Source organism: Nakamurella sp. UYEF19 (assembly GCF_040546275.1).
Taxonomy (GTDB): Bacteria; Actinomycetota; Actinomycetes; order Mycobacteriales; family Nakamurellaceae; genus Nakamurella.
In genome coordinates this window covers 202,141-220,416 of the sequence record NZ_JBEPNO010000007.1, presented here as the reverse complement: position 1 = coordinate 220,416, position 18,276 = coordinate 202,141, and the positions used below count along the sequence as shown (strand labels likewise).

General features: G+C 66.4%; 18 protein-coding genes. 10 read left to right on the top strand and 8 right to left on the bottom strand.

The window, feature by feature from the left end; genetic code table 11:
- Positions 1 to 6: 6 nt before the first annotated feature.
- Positions 7 to 1,533 carry an ABC transporter substrate-binding protein gene (locus tag ABIB25_RS12675; protein ID WP_354528818.1) on the bottom strand — a complete coding sequence of 509 codons (1,527 nt, stop codon included), beginning with the start codon at positions 1,531 to 1,533 and terminating at the stop codon, positions 7 to 9.
- A gap of 450 nt (positions 1,534 to 1,983) precedes the next feature.
- Between ABIB25_RS12675 and ABIB25_RS12670 the strand changes: the two genes are divergently transcribed.
- The 3 genes from ABIB25_RS12670 to ABIB25_RS12660 all read left to right on the top strand — a co-directional run bounded on the left by ABIB25_RS12670 (position 1,984) and on the right by ABIB25_RS12660 (position 5,765).
- Positions 1,984 to 3,216 carry an ROK family transcriptional regulator gene (locus ABIB25_RS12670; protein WP_354528817.1) on the top strand — a complete coding sequence of 411 codons (1,233 nt, stop codon included), beginning with the start codon at positions 1,984 to 1,986 and terminating at the stop codon, positions 3,214 to 3,216.
- Positions 3,217 to 3,272: 56 nt separating this feature from the next.
- Positions 3,273 to 4,253 carry an acetylxylan esterase gene (locus tag ABIB25_RS12665; RefSeq protein WP_354528816.1) on the top strand — a complete coding sequence of 327 codons (981 nt, stop codon included), beginning with the start codon at positions 3,273 to 3,275 and terminating at the stop codon, positions 4,251 to 4,253.
- Between the two features lie 153 nt (positions 4,254 to 4,406).
- Positions 4,407 to 5,765: a glycoside hydrolase 5 family protein gene (locus ABIB25_RS12660; RefSeq protein ID WP_354528815.1), complete on the top strand. Its 1,359-nt coding sequence runs from the start codon at positions 4,407 to 4,409 to the stop codon at positions 5,763 to 5,765.
- A 48-nt stretch (positions 5,766 to 5,813) separates the two neighbouring features.
- Here ABIB25_RS12660 and ABIB25_RS12655 read toward each other — a convergent pair whose 3' ends face one another.
- Positions 5,814 to 6,542, bottom strand: coding sequence for an SDR family oxidoreductase (locus tag ABIB25_RS12655; RefSeq protein WP_354528814.1), 729 nt, complete (start codon positions 6,540 to 6,542; stop codon positions 5,814 to 5,816).
- A 104-nt stretch (positions 6,543 to 6,646) separates the two neighbouring features.
- Here ABIB25_RS12655 and ABIB25_RS12650 point away from each other — a divergent pair, with 104 nt between their 5' ends.
- The 5 genes from ABIB25_RS12650 (at position 6,647) to ABIB25_RS12630 (ending at position 10,641) form a co-directional block, all read left to right on the top strand.
- A complete protein-coding gene (locus tag ABIB25_RS12650) occupies positions 6,647 to 7,237 on the top strand; it encodes a TetR/AcrR family transcriptional regulator (RefSeq protein ID WP_354528813.1) in 591 nt (196 codons plus the stop codon).
- A gap of 97 nt (positions 7,238 to 7,334) precedes the next feature.
- A complete protein-coding gene (locus ABIB25_RS12645) occupies positions 7,335 to 7,934 on the top strand; it encodes a GNAT family N-acetyltransferase (protein ID WP_354528812.1) in 600 nt (199 codons plus the stop codon).
- 145 nt (positions 7,935 to 8,079) lie between these two features.
- The gene (locus tag ABIB25_RS12640; protein ID WP_354528811.1) at positions 8,080 to 9,171 is read left to right on the top strand and encodes a GNAT family N-acetyltransferase; all 1,092 of its coding nucleotides are present in this window, start codon (positions 8,080 to 8,082) and stop codon (positions 9,169 to 9,171) included.
- Between the two features lie 85 nt (positions 9,172 to 9,256).
- Positions 9,257 to 10,339: a WD40/YVTN/BNR-like repeat-containing protein gene (locus ABIB25_RS12635; RefSeq protein WP_354528810.1), complete on the top strand. Its 1,083-nt coding sequence runs from the start codon at positions 9,257 to 9,259 to the stop codon at positions 10,337 to 10,339.
- Between the two features lie 2 nt (positions 10,340 to 10,341).
- Entirely contained in the window at positions 10,342 to 10,641 is a 300-nt protein-coding gene (locus ABIB25_RS12630) for a MoaD/ThiS family protein (protein WP_354528809.1), read from the top strand.
- An 80-nt stretch (positions 10,642 to 10,721) separates the two neighbouring features.
- Here the strand turns inward: ABIB25_RS12630 and ABIB25_RS12625 are convergent, their stop codons facing one another.
- Entirely contained in the window at positions 10,722 to 11,678 is a 957-nt protein-coding gene (locus tag ABIB25_RS12625; RefSeq protein WP_354528808.1) for an isopenicillin N synthase family dioxygenase, read from the bottom strand.
- 178 nt (positions 11,679 to 11,856) lie between these two features.
- Here ABIB25_RS12625 and ABIB25_RS12620 point away from each other — a divergent pair, with 178 nt between their 5' ends.
- Complete coding sequence (locus ABIB25_RS12620) at positions 11,857 to 12,792, top strand: nucleoside hydrolase (RefSeq protein WP_354528807.1); 936 nt, start codon at positions 11,857 to 11,859, stop codon at positions 12,790 to 12,792.
- A gap of 124 nt (positions 12,793 to 12,916) precedes the next feature.
- A complete protein-coding gene (locus ABIB25_RS12615; protein WP_354528806.1) occupies positions 12,917 to 13,480 on the top strand; it encodes a hypothetical protein in 564 nt (187 codons plus the stop codon).
- Positions 13,481 to 13,488: 8 nt separating this feature from the next.
- On the opposite strand, the gene ABIB25_RS12610 is transcribed toward ABIB25_RS12615, so the two are convergent.
- Genes ABIB25_RS12610 through ABIB25_RS12590 form a run of 5 tightly spaced genes read right to left on the bottom strand, consistent with a single transcriptional unit; the run spans position 13,489 to position 18,272 of the window.
- On the bottom strand, positions 13,489 to 14,514 hold the full coding sequence (locus ABIB25_RS12610) for an acetamidase/formamidase family protein (RefSeq protein ID WP_354528805.1): 1,026 nt from the start codon (positions 14,512 to 14,514) through the stop codon (positions 13,489 to 13,491).
- Between the two features lie 30 nt (positions 14,515 to 14,544).
- A complete protein-coding gene (locus ABIB25_RS12605) occupies positions 14,545 to 15,462 on the bottom strand; it encodes an aminoglycoside phosphotransferase family protein (RefSeq protein ID WP_354528804.1) in 918 nt (305 codons plus the stop codon).
- A 1-nt stretch (position 15,463) separates the two neighbouring features.
- Positions 15,464 to 16,369 carry an ABC transporter ATP-binding protein gene (locus ABIB25_RS12600; RefSeq protein ID WP_354528803.1) on the bottom strand — a complete coding sequence of 302 codons (906 nt, stop codon included), beginning with the start codon at positions 16,367 to 16,369 and terminating at the stop codon, positions 15,464 to 15,466.
- Positions 16,366 to 17,289 (bottom strand): ABC transporter ATP-binding protein, encoded by a 924-nt coding sequence (locus ABIB25_RS12595; RefSeq protein ID WP_354528802.1) that lies wholly within the window; start codon positions 17,287 to 17,289, stop codon positions 16,366 to 16,368. Before ABIB25_RS12595 ends, ABIB25_RS12600 begins: the two co-directional genes overlap by 4 nt.
- Complete coding sequence (locus tag ABIB25_RS12590; RefSeq protein WP_354528801.1) at positions 17,286 to 18,272, bottom strand: ABC transporter permease; 987 nt, start codon at positions 18,270 to 18,272, stop codon at positions 17,286 to 17,288. Before ABIB25_RS12590 ends, ABIB25_RS12595 begins: the two co-directional genes overlap by 4 nt.
- Positions 18,273 to 18,276: the final 4 nt, after the last annotated feature.

The window sequence follows — 18,276 nt, the reverse complement described above, 5'->3', positions numbered from 1 at the left end:
CGGCGGCTATTTTGCCGTCAGGTTGGCGGCCACGATGCCGAGGTCCGGATGGGCCCACGGTGCCGGAATGGCGAAGAGATTCTGCGCAGTCGGCCACCCGCCGGTGCTTCCGTCGCGGAACTCGGTGAGCGAACTGGACTGCCCGATCGGAATGTACGGCAGGTCCTTCACCACCTGGGTCTGGATCACGCCGTACGCCTTCTGCTGCACTGCCGCATCATTGGTGCCGGCAATGGTCGCCAGTGCCTTGTCGACCTCGGGGTTGGAGTAGCGCGCCGAATTGTTGCCGTTCGGCGCCTGACTCGCGGTGTTGAGCCACGTGTTGTAGAGGTAGTAGGGGGTCGGTCCACCGAAGAGGTTCTGCAGCGCGAAGGTGAAGTTGCCGCTGGTCAGATCGGCGTTCCAGGCCGTGTTGGAGACGCCGGTCGGGCGCAGGTCGATACCGACGGCCTTCAATTGCTGCTGCATGACCTGCAGGGCCGCAACCCAATCCGAGTATCCGGAGGGAATCTCCACGGGGAAGGACAGCTTCTTCCCGGCCTTGGCGTAGATGCCGTCCGATCCCTTGACCCATCCGGCGGATTCGAGCGTGCTCTGTGCCTTCGCGGTGTCGGTGGCGATCTTGGCGCTCGCGGCGACCGACGGGTCGAGGTACTTGCTGTCGCGGGGGGACAGCAGCAGAGCCGTGTTGGCCTCGGTGTCCAGGCCGGAGAACGCCTTCTTGTTGATGCCGTCCCGGTTGAGCGCCAGGTTGAGTGCCTGCCTGACCACCGGGTCGTTGCCGGGGAACTTGGTCAGGTTCGGGAGCAGCACGGTGGTGAACAGGGGCGTGTTGATGTACTTGTTGTTCGGTCCCTTGGTCGCGTAGACCTTGTCGATGTCGGCGATGAAACCGCCCTCCCAGTCGATCTGGCCACCGATCAGGCTGGTCAACGACGAGTCGTTGCCCGAGAACGCCTTGAACCGCAGTCCGGAGATCTGGGGCTTGCCGGCCTGCCAGTAGCCGGGGTTCTTGTTCAGCACGTAGACCTGAGGAGCGAATGACTGCAGCATGAACGGGCCGGTGCCCACCGGCTTCGAGTTGAGATCGGTCACCACGTCGGACATCTTCGAGAAGATGTGCTGGGGAACCATGTACGTCTGTCCGGCGATGTACCAGAGGTTCGAGTACGACGGAGCGGTGAAGGTGAGCTTGACGTGGCTCGCGTCGGTGGCGGTGATGCTGCCGAACGGAATCCCGTTGCCGTTCAACGCCTTGTGGTCCTTGAGGACCTGGAAGGAGTAGGCCACGTCGGCGGCGGTGAACGGCTGGCCATCCGTCCACTTGACGCCGTCGCGGATGGTGAAGGTCAACGTCTTCCCGCCGTCCGACCACGCATAGGCCGTGGCCAGGACCGGTTTGGGTGGATCCGCCCGTAGCTGGTTGAAGAAGTACAGGGTCTCGTAGATCGGCCCGGGAGCACCCGAGTTGACGCTGGTCGCCTGCAGAGGATTGAAGTTGGCGGTGTACGAGCCGCTGCGGCCGTCGTTCACGTTCAGGATCGTCGAGCTTCCGGCTGCTGCGGGAGCGCCCGACGCCGGTGTACCCGCGCCGCCGGCGGCGGACGAGCTCTGAGATTTGGGACTGCTGGTGCAACTGCTCATCACCAGTGCGGCAGAGACTACGACTGCAAACACCGTCGCACGACCGCGACGCCGTGACCATCCGATGGTCGCCATTGATCCTCCTTGATCGGGTGCGCCGGCCAGCACGACGGAAGGACCGAACCCGACCCCGACGTCAAAGAAGCAAGCACAGAAGCTAGACCTTTCTTTCTTAACCGATTTGGTGAACTAAGTCAATGTCGACGGCCGGACGAAGCCGTTCAGGGACCCGTGCGGGTGACGAGGGCTGCCGAATCAGACTTCTCGGTGGCCGGCGTTCCACGTCGGGCCGACGACAGGGCATCATCAGCATCGACAGTCACGAGAATCGGAGATGCGATGGCGGGCGGCGCGAACCTTCCTCTGGTCAGCAGCTACAACCGAAGTGTCGTGCTCGACGCGATCCGCTCCGCGCACGACCTGAGCCGCGTCGAACTGGCGACGATGACCGGACTGACCGGGGCGACCGTGTCCAACATCGTCCGTCGCCTGATCGCCGAGCAGTACGTGATCGAGAGGGGTCAGAGTGTGTCGACCGGCGGCAAACCCAGAACCCTGCTGAGGATCAATCCCACCGGTGGCTATGCGGTGGGTGTGCAGATCGACGTGGATACGACGACGTCGGTGTTGACCGATCTGCTGGGAGCGCCGTTGGGTCGGCTGCGGACAGCGGCCGGGCAGACCAGCCGCCCGGCCACGGTGATCGCCCATGTCGCCCGCGATGTCCGTCGTCTGGTCCAGGACGCGGGAATCGATCCTGCGCGGGTCGTCGGCGTCGGCGTGGCCACTCCGGGTCCGATCGACCAGGCCACGGGGATGGTGCTCAACCCACCGAACATGGGGCGGTGGCAGCACGTCCCGCTGCGTGATGAACTCGAGCGGCTGCTGCCGTGGTCGGTGACGGTCGACAATGACGCGACGGTGGCGGCGATGGGAGAGCGCTGGGCGGGTGGAGCATCGTCGAGCAACAACTTTGCGTGCATCTACATGGGGACCGGTATCGGGGCCGGGATCTTCGTCGGGGGGCAGGTCTGCCGCGGTAGCTCCTCGAACTCGGGCGAGATCGGCCACATCTCGTTGGACCCACGGGGCGAACTGTGTTTCTGCGGCAATCGGGGCTGCGTGGAGCTCTTCTCCGCTCCTCCCGCGGTGGTCGCCGCAGCCCGGGCCAGGGTGGCCGGTGGCGAGGGTGCCGAACTGCGGCTGACGGGGACCAGCGTCCGACAGGACTACGCCCGCATCGGTCAGGCCGTCAACCGTGGTGATCCGCTTGCCATCGAACTGATCTCGCGTGCTGCCGACTATCTGGGTTACGCCGTCGTGACGCTGACGAACCTGTTCGACCTGGACCTGGTCGTACTGGCCGGACCGGCATTCGCACGGGTCGGGCAGCTGTACCTGAACGCGGTCAGGCGCGAAGTCGCGGCCACAGCGTTGGCCAGGGACAGTCATGCGGTCGAGGTCCGGCTGTCGGAGATCGCCGAAGACGTCGGGTCGATCGGCGCCGCGTCGCTGGTCCTGCACAGTGAGTTCGCACCCAGGCTGATCAGCCTGAAGGATAGAGCCGGTTGAGGCCCGGCGCCTCCCGGAAATCACATGCAGCACCATGACAGGAAGAGGAAAGACGGATGCCGCTGTTCGACCTGCCCGATGCCCAGCTTCGTTCCTACCGCACCAGCACCGTCGAACCGCACGGTCTCGACGCCTGGTGGTCCGGTCGGCTGACCACGGCCCGCGAGCTGGCCCGTCCAGTTCGGATGACGAGGTACCGACCGGAGATCTATGGTCCGACACCGGTCTGGGACGTCGAATTCAGCGGCGCGGGCGGTGATCCGATACGGGCCTGGTATCTCCGTCCCGCGGGCAGCGGGGAACGCCGGCTCCCGGCGGTGGTGACCTTCATCGGCTACGGGGGAGGGCGGGGGGTTCCGACCGAGCACATGGTGCTGCCGGGTGCCGGGTTCGCCCACCTGGTGATGGATACGAGAGGTCAGGGTGGCCGGTGGACGGTCGGGGCGACCGGCGATCGGACTCGCGGCGTCGACGGCCCGGAGTTCCCGGGATTCATGACGAGGGGTATCACCGATCCCGAGAATTACTACTACACCAGGCTTTTTGTCGATGCGGTGCGGGCCGTCGAAGTCGCCGCCGAGTTGCCGGGCGTTGATCCCGACCGGATTGCGGTGAACGGTGGCAGCCAGGGCGGCGGCCTGGCGCTGGCCGCCGCCGCTCTGGCCGGGTCGATGGTGCGTGTCTGTCACGCAGATGTCCCCTTTCTCTGCGACATCCAGCGCGGGGTCACGGTGGCCGGGACCGCGCCCTACAACGAGGTGGCCGACTTCCTTGCCCAGCACGTGGATCTGGTGCCGGCCGCGCTCGACACACTCCGCTACGTCGACTGTGCCCTGCTGGCCCGCCGCATCACCGCGGACTGCCTGCTGTCGGTCGGGCTGATGGACACCATCTGCCCGCCGTCCACGGTGTTCGCCGCGTACAACGAGATCACTTCGCCCAAGGAGTTGGCGGTCTTCGACTTCGGGGTGCACGCGACACCGCAGCTCCATGCCGAACGGAAGTTGGCGCACCTTCGCGCCCGACTGCTCGACTGAGACGTTCAGACGTTGACTTAGCTCAACAAATGAATTAAGAAAGAACCCAGCAACCGCTCCCGCCGCGATCCGGCCTGTACCGGTCGCGGCTTCGCTCCGCAACGCCGGACTCCCCGGCGGTGCGCCAGGCCCACATCGACGTGGAGGCAAACCATGACCAGAATTTCCCGGCCGGCTCGAGACGGCGATCATGTCGAGGAGCCCGAGGTACGAGGTGATCCGGGGGCCCTGGCGGGTCCGTCAAGGCGAAAGTTGTTGGCCGGGGCGGGAGTTCTGACCCTGGCCGGACTGGCCGGGACCGTACTCGACGGCGGGGTGGCGTCGGCAGCCGTGCCCGCAGCGCCGGTCGTCCCCTCGGTACGGAACCCGGCGCCGGCCGGTGCGTGGCCGAAGCTGGGCTTCGTCGGTGTCCGCAACGGCCAGTTCCAGCTCGCCGGCAAGCCGTGGCACTGGGGCGGGACCAACTGCTACTACCTGCATGCCCAGTCGCACTACATGATCGACAGCATGCTGAACGACGCGAAGGCCATGTCCATGCAGGTGGTGAGGGCGTGGGCGTTCTTCGACGGCAACACCACCGGCGCGCTGCAGACCGGGCCCTACGAATACGACGAAGCGAACTTCGATTCCCTGGATTACGCGGTGTACAAAGCCGGTCAGCTGGGGATTCGCCTGGTTCTGCCACTGGTGAACAACTGGCCCGACTACGGTGGCATGCAGCAGTACGTGAAGTGGTTCCTCGACCTCCCTGACGACAGCTACGGCGCGGCGGTCAACCACGACCGCTTCTACACCGACACCCAGATCCGGCGCTGCTATCTGGCCTATGCACGTCACGTGATCAATCGACGGAACCGCTACACCGGTCTCCGCTACCGGGACGATCCGACCATCATGACGTGGGAGCTCGCGAACGAACCCCGGAACCGCTCCGATTCCACCGGCCGGAGCATTCTGAAGTGGGCGGACGAGATGAGCCGCGCCATCAAGCATCTCGCGCCGCGGCAGTTGGTGGCAGTGGGAGACGAGGGCATGGGTCTGCAGGTCGGGAGTGCCGACTACCCCTACAGCACCTACGAGGGGAACCGCTGGCCGGCCCTGAGTTCGCTGAAGGCGGTGGACTACGCGACCGTGCACCTCTACCCACAGGGTTGGGGTCGCAATGCCTCGAACGGTGTCGACGCGATCGCGTGGGGGAGCAAATGGATCAGCGACCACATCGCCCTCGGTCGTACCACCCTGCACAAGCCGGTCGTCATCGAGGAGTTCGGGCTGAAGATCGAGGCGGCGACCGGCATCGCAGACGGAGCCACCCGCGATCGGGGTTACGACGCCTGGTTGACCGCGGTGGAGACCTCGGGCGGAGCAGCCACCCAATTCTGGATCCTGACCGCGTTGACGGATGCCGGTGTCCCCTATGGCGACTACGACGGATTTCGGGTCCTCTATCCCAGTGACACTGCGACTCTGCTGACGAGCCACGCTCGGACCCTGGGTGCCACCGCGCACTGAGTCCGACGTCGGGGCGACGGGGGCATCCCACCGGGCGGGGACCGGTCTTCACCAGGGCGCGATGGTGCCGTCCCAGGAGAAGAACCCGCCGGTGGGGCCGTCGTCCGGCAGCAGGGCCAGCCGAACGGCTTCGGCGGCCGCCTCGGCCGGGTCTCCACCGCTCCCGGCGGCGCGGCTGTTGAGATTGGTCGACCGCAGTCCGGGGGCAAAAGCGTTGACCTTGAACGCTTTCTCCTCGGCCAGTGCCTGCGCGTAGTAGACGGTGAGTGCATTCACCGCAGTCTTCGACGACCGGTAGGCCGCGGCGACGCCGGGCCCGCGGTGGTCGAACTGCGGGTTGGGCGACGTGCTCCAGGTGAGGGACCCGGTGCCGCTGGACACGTTGACGATGCGCGGGTGCGGCGAATGACGTAGGACGGGCAGGAAAGCGTTGGTGACGGCGAGGACTCCGAACACGTTGGTCTCGTAGACCCGTCGAAACGTGTCGACGTCTGATTGGGGCGCCGGTCGCCCGTCGTCGCTGATGCCGGCGTTGTTGATCAGGACGTCCAACTGGTCGATGCGGGTGACGGCGGCAGCGATCGACTGCTCGTCGGTGACATCGAGCACCAGCAGGCGAGCGCCTGCACCCAGTTCTTCGACCGCGGCCTGACCGCGAAGCGCATCCCGGGAACCGACATACACGGTGAAACCCGAGCCGAGAAGCTGTCGGGCGATCTCCTTCCCGATGCCGCTGTTCGCGCCGGTCACCACGGCGACCTTCGATGAATCGTTCATCGCTACCTCCTGAGGCAATCTCCAACGAAGCCGTTGGAGTTACCACGTTACGACTCGCGGTGAGAATCTGCAACGCTGGCGTTGGAATCCTCTACCGTGAGCAGATGGCCTGGGACACCGAAGGAACGCGGCGCCGGCTCAAGGAGGCCGCGACCGCGGAGTTCGCCGAGCGCGGGCTCGATGGCACCACCATGACGCGGATCGCCGGTCGGGCGGGCATCAACAAGGAGCGGCTCTACAGCTACTACGGCGACAAGAACGCGCTGTGGGAAGTGGTACTCACCGACGAACTCGACCGACTGGCCACCGCGGTCGGACTGACCGGGGCGGGGCTGGGCGACATCGGCGACTTCGCGGGTGCGACCTACGACTACCACGCGGCTCACCCGGAATTGGGGCGCCTGCTGCAGTGGGAGGGGCTGAGTCGCGGTCCCGCAGCCGATGTCGTCCGGCGCTCGGCGCACTACCGGGAGAAGGTCGAGCGGTTCGAGAAAGCCCAGCGTGAGTGCGTTCTCGATGCCGGACTCGATCCGGCACATCTGGTGTTCGCGCTGATCGCCCTGGCCGCCTGGTGGCAGGCCGTGCCCCAACTCGCCGAGATGATCACCGGCGTCGCCGGCGACGAACCGGTGGAACGTGATCGTCGGCGGGCGTTCGTCGTCGAGGCCGCCCGCCGTCTGGCCGCCGCCCGGTGACCCACGCCGACCGTCTGGATCACGGTGACGGTGGCCGTCCGGGCTGAAAGAACCACACCGATTGCCGTGAGCCGGAAATCGACTTACGTTCTATGCCATGAGTACATCCGGGTTGAGCATCGACGGCTATCGGATCGAGACGCTGGGTCCTCCGACTTGGGACGCGTACGCGGGCCTGGCCGAGCGTCACAACGGCGTGTGGGGCGGATGTTGGTGCGTCTACTTCCACGCGTTTCCGGATCCGCCCGAGCGGAAGGAACTCGGCAATCGCGAGTTCAAGCATCAGCTGGTCCTGCGGGACGGAACCCATGCGGCCCTGGTGTTCGACGGCGACCTCGCCATCGCCTGGGCGCAGTACGGGCCGGTGGCGGAGCTGCCGAACATCCATCATCGCAAGGAGTGGGAGAAGGGTGTCGTCGACGTGCCCGACTTTCGGATCACCTGCCTGTTCGTGGACCGGAAGTACCGGCGCCAGGGGATGGCCGCGGTCGTCGTGCGGGGCGCGCTGGCCCTGATCGCAGCGGCCGGCGGCGGTCTCGTCGAGGCGTACCCGCACGATCTCCCGCCGGGCAAGAAGACTTCGGCCTCGTTCCTCTACAACGCCACCCGCACCATGTACGAGCAGCTCGGGTTCACCTACCAACGCCCGAAGGGCAAGGGCAACTGCGTCATGACGACAGTCATCGGGCCGAGTTGACCACCGGTCCACGGCTGGAAACCGCAATCTCGATCGCCTCTGCCGTTCCCTCGATTGCCTAAATCAGGTGCGCAATCCGGCTCGCAGGAGGATCGTCATCCCAGGCGGCAGGCCTGCCCCAGAGATCCGATGCGACGGAGCAATCGTGACGACCACGCGCACCTTCACCATCTCGCCGGTGCAGATCCCGACATCCATCGAATCCGCTGACGCTGCAGACTTCATCGCGGCCATCGAAGTGCGGAACCTGGTCGAGGCGCACAGCTACGGCACCGACGAGCTCAGCTACTCGCCGGCGGAGATCCTGCCGCGGTGGCTCGATCCCCACAAGAAGCATTGGATGTTCGTCGCGTGGCTGGACGGCCGCATCGTGGGTCGCGGCTGCATCGACGCATTGCTGGACGAGCCGGACACCTGCTGGCTGGACCTCCGGGTGTTGCCGGAATACCGACGGCTCGGCATCGGCACGGCGCTGGCCCAAAGGGTCGAGGATGCCGCCCGCGAGGACGGCCGCACGAAGCTGATCGTCTACGCGGTGTCTGCCGGGAGCTCGGGTGAGAAGCTCCCTTCGCCGACCGGCTTCGGATCGGTGCCGCGGCAGAACCCGGAGGTGCGTTTCCTGCTGGGTCGCGGCTACAGCCTCGAGCAGGTCGAACGGGGCAGCCGGCTGGCCCTTCCCGTCGACAATGTCGAGCTGGCAGAGCGTCTCGCTGCATCCGCCGCGGCAGCCGGCCCTGACTACCGGCTCCACGAGTGGTCCGGCCGCGTCCCAGCCCGCTGGCTCGCCGACATGGCGGCGCTGTACACCGCGATGAGCACGGAGGAGCCGTCGGCCGGTCTGGAGGAACCGGAGAGCGTGTGGACGCCCGAGCGGATCACCCAGACGGAAGAGTTGCAGGCCGGCGACGGGCGGATCAGTCTGTTCGCCGTTGTCGAACACCTGCCCACCGGGAGGCTTTGTGGTCTGACGGTCCTGTCGGTGCCGGCGGAGAGCAGCCGCGTGGTCTCGCAGGAGGACACCCTCGTCATGCCCGCGCACCGCGGACACCGACTCGGCACCTGGATGAAGATCGCCAACCTCCGGCAGCTCCAGCGGGACCACCCCGGGCACTCCGCGATCACCACCTTCAACGCCGAGGAGAACCGCCCGATGCTCGACGTCAACGAGGCGGTCGGGTTCCTGCCGATGGGCTACGAGGGTGCCTGGAAGAAGCTGCTGGGGGTCCCGGAGAGCTGAGCACCCGCACCTGGGCCTGCGAACTTTCCGGTGACGGACCATACTGGGCAATCCACCGCCGGAAAATCGTGGAGGTGTTCAGCGAATGTCGCACATCTTGTGCATCGGAACCGAGAAGGGTTTGTTCACGGCGCGGAGCGAGGATGACCGCAAGACCTGGGAGATCGGCCCGCCGCAGTTCCAGATGACCAACGTCTACGCGGTCGGCGTCGACAAGCGTTCCAGCACAACCCGATTGCTGGCCAGCGTGACGAGCTCGCATTTCGGACCGAGCGTGGCGGTCAGCGACGACCTCGGCGCGACGTGGAGCGAGCCGGACGAGCCGCCGTTGGCTTTCCCGGACTCGGCCGGTGTTGCGCTGGTAAGAGTCTGGCAGTTCGCGGCCAGCCCGACAGCGGCCGGCGTCGTCTACGCCGGTACCCAGCCGTCGGCCCTGTTCAAGTCCACCGACGGTGGGGAGAGCTACGACCTGGTGCCCGGTCTGTGGAACCACCCGCACCGTCCGGAGTGGGGTGCCGGGTTCGGTGGGCAGGCGATCCACACCGTCCTTCCACATCCCAGCGACCCGGACCGGTTGCTGGTGGCCATGTCCACGGGTGGTGTCTATCGCTCGACGGATGCAGGCGAGAGTTGGAGCCCCGCCAACAAGGGCATCAAGGCCTACTTCTTCCCCGATCCCTGGCCCGAGTTCGGCCAGTGCGTGCACAAGGTCGCCCGCGACGCCGGCGACCCCGAGAGGCTCTACGCGCAGAACCACCACGGCGTCTACCGTTCCGACAACGGCGGGGACAGCTGGGAGAGCATCGCGGACGGGCTGCCCACCGACTTCGGTTTCACCATGGTGGCCCACCCCTCGAAACCCGGTGTGGTGTATACCTTTCCGATCGAGGCAGATGGTAGTCGCTACCCTCCCGACTTTCGTTGCCGTGTCTATCGTTCCACCGACGCCGGAGCCGCCTGGGAAGTCCTGCAGAACGGGCTGCCGCCGAACGACTTCTATCCCGTGGTGCTGCGGGATGCGATGTGCACCGACGACGCAGCCGTCACGGGCGTGTACTTCGGGACCCGGTCCGGCGAGGTGTTCGGCAGCGCCGACGAGGGCGATTCCTGGTCGATGATCGCCGAGCACCTCCCGGATGTGCTGTGCGTGCGGGCCTTCCAGGTGTGAGCATGGCCGACGATGCCTCGACCGTCCCGGTCACAGTGTTGGTCCCGGGCGTGCTGCGCGCCGAATGTGGGGGAGAGTCGACGCTCACCCTGCGGTCCGGGCCGACACTTGGTGCACTGCTGGATCAACTGGGCGCGACCCATCCGCGACTGCACCGCCGGATCCGGTCCGAGCGGTCGGAGATCCGTCGGTACGTCAACGTCTACGTCGACGGTGAGGACTGCCGCCTGACGGGCGTGCTCACCACGCCGCTGCGCGCAGGTGCGGAGGTCCAGATCCTTCCGTCGGTGGCCGGCGGCTGACAGCGAAGCCGTCCACCTCGGCCGCTGTTCGGATGATCCGCTGTGCGGGTGCTGGTCGGAGATCGGTCAGGCGGCGGGGCTCAGGCGGCGGTTGCGCGGCGGAACTTTGCCATGAGATGTGGTCCGGCCACAACTGATTCGTACTTCGCTGTTTCCCCCGGTGCCAGACAGGAGGGCAGACAGACGACTTCGGCGTCCCAGTTGGCGTTGTAGAAGAAGGGGATGCTCTGACGGCGGACGGCTGCGGCTGCCCCTTCGACAGGATTGACCACGCGGTGCAGGGTCGACCGCCAGCGGTCGTTCGTCCAGCGGGCCATCAGATCGCCGATGTTGATGACGTAGGCGTTCGGGACACTCGGCACCCCAACCCAGTTCTCGTCCTTGTCGACGACCTGCAGTCCGCCCACCGCGTCCTGCTTGAGGATCGTCAGGAGGCCGTAGTCGGTGTGGGCTCCGGCCCGGAGTTGTCCGATGGCAAGGGGTTCGGTGGTGGCCGGGTAGTTGACTCCACGGAGCGCGCTGGGCGCGTGGTCGATCATCGAATCGAAGTGGTCGGGGGACAGCCGTAGTGCCCGGGCGAACAGAGTCATGATCCGCTCGCTCAAGGTCGTGAGTTCTTCGTAGTAGGCGCCGCAGATGCTCTTGAGCTCCGGCATCGAGGCCGGCCACCGGTTCGGCGTGTAGATGATGGCCTCGTCCGGTCCCGACAGGGTGTGGTCCGGGCGTTCCAAGGGGCCGATGTTGATGCTCTCCTTCACATCTCCCGGTGCCTGCATGCCCAGCGACTTCGACAGCGACTCGGCGCTGACCGGGATGTAGCCGTACGGATCGCCGGCGTGCTCGGCCTGCAACGCGCGCTTCTCCTCCAGAGGGACGTCGAAGAATTGCTGCAGCGCATGCCAGGTGCGTTCCTCCACCCCTGAGTTCACGCCGTGCTCGACCACCTGGAAGAAGCCCACCTCGGTGCAGACCTGGTCCACCGCGGGCGCCAAGACCTCGTCGTCCTGGGACAGGTCGAGAATCGGAACGTAGGTCATCGTGTTCCTTCCGGTGTCGGTCAACGGGTCAGCAACCGGCTCTCCACGGGCCGCGAGCATCCCCGTCGCAGCCGTTCGTCTAGCGTGAGGATAGTCAATTCGTCGGAAGCGGTCCTGACCTTGCCCGTTCCTGATGCCGTCCTGATCTGACCACCACCACTACCCCGAGGACCAGACGATGCCACGCAAGATCATCCTGGACTGCGATCCGGGCCACGACGATGCACTGGCGATCCTGGCGGCCTACGGCAGTCCGGCGATTGAACTGCTGGCCGTCACGACGGTCTGTGGCAATCAGACTGTCGATCTGGTGACCCACAACGCACTGGTGATCGGAACAGTCGCGGGTATGCGCACGGTCAAGTTCGCCAGGGGCGCGGAGAGTCCGCTGCGCCGCGAGCACAAAGCTGCGCCGGACATCCACGGCGACAGCGGCATGGACGGGCCGGCGCCGCGGGAGGCCGACATCCAGTTGGATCCACGCGCCGCCACCCAACTGATCGTCGAGACGGTGATGACGTCGGATCCTGGTGAGATCACCTTGGTGGCAACGGCTCCGCTGACGAATCTTGCGCTCGCACTGCGACTGGAGCCGGCCATCGCCGGACGGGTAGCCGAGGTGGCGATCATGGGCGGAGCCATCGGCCAGGGCAACATGACGGCGTCGGCCGAATTCAACATCCTGGTCGACCCGGAGGCGGCGAAGGAGGTGTTCGAGGCCGCGTGGCCGATCACCATGATGGGGCTGGAGGTCTCGCACCAGGCCCTGGCCACCCCTGACGTGCGCACTCGGATCCGCGCTCTGGGCAACGATCTCGGCACTTTCGTCGACGAATTGCTGGAGTTCTTCGAAGCGCGTTATCTTGAGCACCAGCACTTCGAGGCGGCGCCCGTGCACGATCTCTGCCCGGTCGTCTACCTGATCGACCCGACGGTGTTCGACCTTGTGCGAGCACCCATTGCGGTCGAGACGAAGGGCGAGCTCACCGACGGGCGGACAGTGGTCGACCTGCGACTGCCCGCCGGGCTGGACTGCCGTCACCAGGTCGGGACGGGCCTGGATCACGCCAGGTTCTGGGACATCGTGGTGGAGTCGATCGCCGCCATTGGGTGATTGGCGGCGAACTGGACGTGCGCCGGCGGTGAGATCGCCAAGGCTCTGCTCTGATCGGGGGTTTGTCGGGTCCGAATTGGCGGTCATCGCCCAGACGTCGCAATCCGGGCTTAAAGTGCCGGTCATGACTTCCCGTCGGCTGGTCTCGTTGTGCACTGCCACTCTCGTCCCGATGCTGGTCGCCTGCGGTGGTAGCTCGACGGGAGGGACGGCCGTAGTAGCCAGGCCAGGCCAGGCCGATACCACCGGGTCGCAGACGGACGCTCCGTCAGCTGCGGGAGGCGCTTCGAATCGGGCCGGATCCATCGACGTCTGCGCCTTGCTGAGCGAGGCGGATGCCGTTGCTGTCGCACGGGAGCAGATGGCGGCCTCCCAGAGGGCGGCCGGTGTGTACACCCTGCAGGCGACGCCGACGTCCGGCAGCGGTATCAAACCCAGCTCGGGCTGCAAGTTCAACATCTCCGGCCTCGGGGGCTCCGGCACGGTGGAGATCGACATCACCGAGGGCGACGACATCGGTCTCTACCGGAGCGGCAAGAAGGTTCCCGGGCTCGGCGACGAAGCCTACAGCGGAATCGGGCAGACCGTCGTCCGCGTCGGTGATCTCATGCTGCAGACATCCGAGAACTCGTTCACCGACGCGTTCGCTGTCGCGCTCTACAAGAAGATGATCCCGAAACTCAAGTAGCCGGCACCTCACCCGGTCTCGACAGTCCTCCGGTACTCGGCAGCAAGGCCGGAAAGACGTCGGTGGACGGAACTGGTGGCCGATTCCCCCGGCACCCAGTCCTTCCGGATTTTGGCCACCGACGTGTAGTTGGTGTCGCAGACGTTGGCCAGCGGCGACTCGACCGCCTGCGAGAGCAGTTGGTAGGCATCGAGTTCGGACAGTCCGCAGTCACTTGACACCCACCGGACGAGATCGAGCTGGGCGATCCGGAAGGCGTCCTCCAGCGGGCGGGCCGAGCCCAGCGACATCAGATGGGTGTCGGACTCGATCCGCGGCCATGGGGTGGATCGGCCCTTGATCAGGTCGATCACGATGACGGTGTCCATCGCCGCCTCGACGGCGACGCCGCAGGTCTCGCCCTCACCCTGCCGGGCGTGGCCGTCCCCGAGGCTGAACAGGGCGCCAGGCACCGACACCCCGAGGAAGACGGTGACCCCGGCTCGCATCTCGGGCGAATCGAGGTTCCCGCCGTGCGCATCCGGGACCAGCGCGGAACGGACCTCCAGATTGGCCGGCGCGACGCCGATCGTCCCGTGCATGGGATCCATCGGCAGTTCGACCTGGTGGTCGGAATCCTGCGCGGTGAACAGACAGGTGCCCTTCTCCCGATCGAGCTTCCAGATCCAGACCCGTTCCGGCAGTGGTGGTTGGAGGGACGCGGTGGTGGTCGTCGAGGTCAGCGCCCCGAAGAGCGGAACCGTGGTGGACGCCGCCCAGTCACGGGCCGGCTGGATGGAGACGAAATGGATCGCCAGCGTGTCACCCGGTTCCGCGCCCTCGACGTGGAACGGGCCGGTCTGCGGATTGAGGAACGGGAAATGGCAGACCTCCGACACGAGGTCGCTCTCCTGCTTGACGGCGCCGGCGAAGCAGTCCTCGGTGAAGAGTTCGAGAATCGTCCCGGGCCGGACGGTGGCCTTGCTCGCCGCTCCGCCGAAGGTCCACACGAAATCCTCGGGACCGGGCCGGTACGTGAAGATCTCGGGCGCCATGGCTGTGCCTTCCTCTGCCGATCAACGGTTTCAATCCGACCAGCGTGATTGAACCAGATCTTTCGAAGCCGCGACGATCTCGGCCAGCCGATCCGGCCGGCGATCCAGCGCCCAGCGTGGGAGATCCAGCGCCGACAGCAACAGGAGGTCTTCGACCGTGCCCATCACCGAGCCCAGCGCGATGCCCGCCCCGTCGGCGAAGGCCGCCAACTCGTCCGTCGACGGCGAGCCATCCGACCGGTGAGCCTTCACCAGGTGCAGGAGGTCACCGAAGGGCACCGGCCCGGCCGACGCGGAGCCCCAGTCGATCAGCACGGGCGCGACCCCGTCGGCCACCAGCAGATTCCGCGGAGCGAGATCGCCGTGGCAGAGCCCGAAGTGCAGATCGAGGTCGGTCAGTCCGCCCACGAACTCCCGCAGCAGCGGCTGCTGCGCAGAGGTGTAGACGCCGAGTTCGATCAGGGGGTCCGCCGGGACCAGCTGCCGCCGGTTGTAGTCCAGATGAGATGTCCAGGCGCCCATCAGGTCGCGACCGAAACGGGTGAACAGGCCGTCCGGCGCGGAGGTCAGTGCGATGGTGCTGATCGCGTTCGAATACTCGCCGAGCACCCGCCACAGCTCCACCGACGGCGCCGAGCTGCCGGGAACGCCATCGACGAAGGTCTGGATCAGGTAGGGCACCCCCCTCGTGGTACCCCATCCGACGGGAATCGGACTGGGTATTCCCTGCTCGGCGGCCCGGGCCAACGCCCACGCCTCCGTCTCGAAGCTGTTGTCCCGCAATGGGTCGATCGGGAACCGGACGACGTACCGCTGTCGATCGCCGTGCACCAGGAAGACGTGATTGGTGAAGCCGTTGCCGACGATCTCCTCGATCCGGCCAGGTCGTAGACCATGCATGCGGGTGACCTCGTCGGCCAGCGCGAGATCCCTCGCGATCGTGGGCATCTCAGATCAGGGACGGCGCCGGGATGACGGCGCCGTCGGCGGACGTCCAGGCCTGCTCGTAGTGGTTGAAGCAGATCGAGTTGTCGATGGCGGCCCGATCCACGGCGGAGGCCGAGACCAGCTTTCCCGGTCGCTCGGGGTCGGGGGCGGCCTGCCGCAGCAGCTGGGTATAGGGATGCCTGGCCCGCAGGATCACGTCGTCCGACGGACCGCGCTCGACGATCCGCCCCCGGTACATCACCAGGATCTCGTCGGAGAAATGCCGGGCGGTGGCCAGATCGTGGGTGATGTACAGGACCGCGAGGTTGTCCTCCCGCTGCAGGCGACCCAACAGGTTGAGGACCTCCAGGCGGATCGAGACGTCCAACATCGACACCGGCTCGTCGGCGATCAACACCTGCGCGCCGGGGGCGAGGGCCCGGGCGATGGCGACCCGCTGACGTTGCCCGCCGGAGAGTTCGTGCGGACGTCGGGCCGCGATGTCCTCCGCCGGATTCAGGTTGACCCGCTCCAGCATCTGCACCACCCGGTCATGGGTCGCCTTGGCGCCCTTCGTCCGCTTGTGCAGCAGCAGCGGCCGCGCGATGTGGTGCTCGATCGAGTGGAACGGGTTCAGCGAGGCGAACGGGTCCTGGAACACCATCTGTACGTGCCGCCGGTAGATCGCGCCGTGCACGCGGGTCCCCTCGTCGAGGGTCACGTTGATCTCGCCGGATGTCGGCTTCTCCAGCCGGGCCAGCATGCGGGCGATGGTGGACTTCCCCGAGCCGGACTCACCGACCAGGGCCACCGTCCGCCTGGGCACCAGATCGAACGAGACCCGATCGACAGCATGGAGTTTCGTCCGTTTCAGGCCGTCCCTGAGCAGGAAGGTCTTGCTGAGGTTCTTCACCTCGATGCTGGTCACGATGTACCCAACTTCTTCTCGGCGACGCCGGATCTGATGAAATCCCCGCGCTCGCCCGTCAGGCTGGGAAAGGACCGCAGGAGCTTTCGGGTGTATTCGTGTTGCGGGTCGGAATAGATCAGCTGCGCGTCCGCCAGTTCGACGATCTCGCCGGCCAGCATGACGGCGATGCGGTCGCTGATCTCCAGTAGCATCGGCAGGTCGTGGGTGATGAAGATGACCGCGAAGTTGAGATCGTCCCGCAGCCGGACGATCTCCCGCAGGATCTCCCGCTGCACCACCACGTCCAGCGCGGTGGTGGGTTCGTCCATGATCATCACCTGCGGTTGCAGCAGCAACGCCATCGCGATCATCACCCGCTGGCGCATCCCCCCGGACAGTTCGTGGGCGAAGGACCTGAGCCGGGAACGGTCAACGCCGACGAGTTCGAGGGCGTCGCCGGCCCGACGGCGACGTTCGGCCCGGCCCATCCCGGGGCGGTGCGTGGTGAGCACGTCCTCGAGTTGGGCGCGGATGTTGATGACCGGGTTGAGAGCGTTCATCGCGCCCTGGAAGACCATCGACAACTTGTCCCACCGAAAGGCTCTCAGTGCTTCCGGGGCCAGGTGCAGCAGATCGGTGTCGGTGCCGTCCCGGTCGTGCCAGGTCACCCGGCCGGCGGAGATCCGGGCCGGGGGACGGTGCAGCCGATTGACGGCGTACGCCAGGGTGGTCTTGCCGCAACCGGATTCGCCGGCAAGTCCGAGAATCTCGCCGGCCGCCAGCGTGAGGCTGACATCCTTCACCGCGGCCACCGGGTGCGCGACCTCGTAGATCACCGAGAGGTTCTCCACCGTCAGCACCGGGCGACCACGTCGACCCGAAACCGGTTGGGCCAGCTCTTCGGGTCGGATGAGGTTGTCGGACAACGAGTTCGTCATGCGGCGACCTTCCGACTTGCCTTGGCCAGCTTGCGGTAGCGACGGGCGTTCTTGAGCTTGGGGTTGATGATTTCGTCGATGCTGAAGTTGATCAACGCGAGGCCGGTGCCGAACAGCGCGATCACCGCTCCCGGCGGGATGAACCACCACCAGGCGCCCAGCGGCAGGGCAAACCCGTTCTGGGCGTAGAACAGCATGGTGCCCAGGGTCGAGGAGTTGGACGCGCCGAGGCCGAGGAAGGAGAGCCCGGCCTCGCCCAGGATCGCCGAGATCACCGCGAAGACGAATTGGGAGGCCAGCACCGGCAACAGGTTCGGCAGGATCTCGACCGAGATCACCCGCCAGGAGGGCTCACCGGCGACCCTCGCGGCCGCCACGTAGTCCCTGGTACGCAGGGAGAGCGTCTGGGCTCGCAGCACCCGCGCCGAACCGGCCCAACTGGTCAGCGCCAATACGATGGCGATCGTCCACAACCCGCGGTTCTCCGGTGGCACGAACCCCGAGATCACGATCACCAGCGGCAGTCCCGGGATCACCAGGATGACATTGGAGAACAGCGAGAACGCCTCGTCGACGAATCCGCCGATGTACGTACCGAAGATCCCGAAGAAGGCCGACAGGACGGTCGCAAGTACCCCGACAAGCAGGCCGATCTCCAACGATCCACGGGTGGCAAAAGCCAACTGGGCCAGCACATCCTGTCCGGTCTGGGTGGTCCCCAGCAGGAAGTCGCCGTCCGGTCCGGCCATGCCGAGGTTGCGGATCGTCGTCGGGTCGCCGACCAGGAACGGGCCGAGGATGCCGAACAGTCCGATGACGCAGACCAGCCCGAGACCGATCGCCAGCCAGGGGGTCATGGTGGGCAGCATCAATCGCCAACCGGCGCGTGGTCGACCACCGCTCGGGGAGGACTTCTCGGCGGCGGCGAGCTGTTCGGGGGCATCGGCCACCGAGGGTTCCGTGGTCGGGGTCAGGTTCGTCATGCCG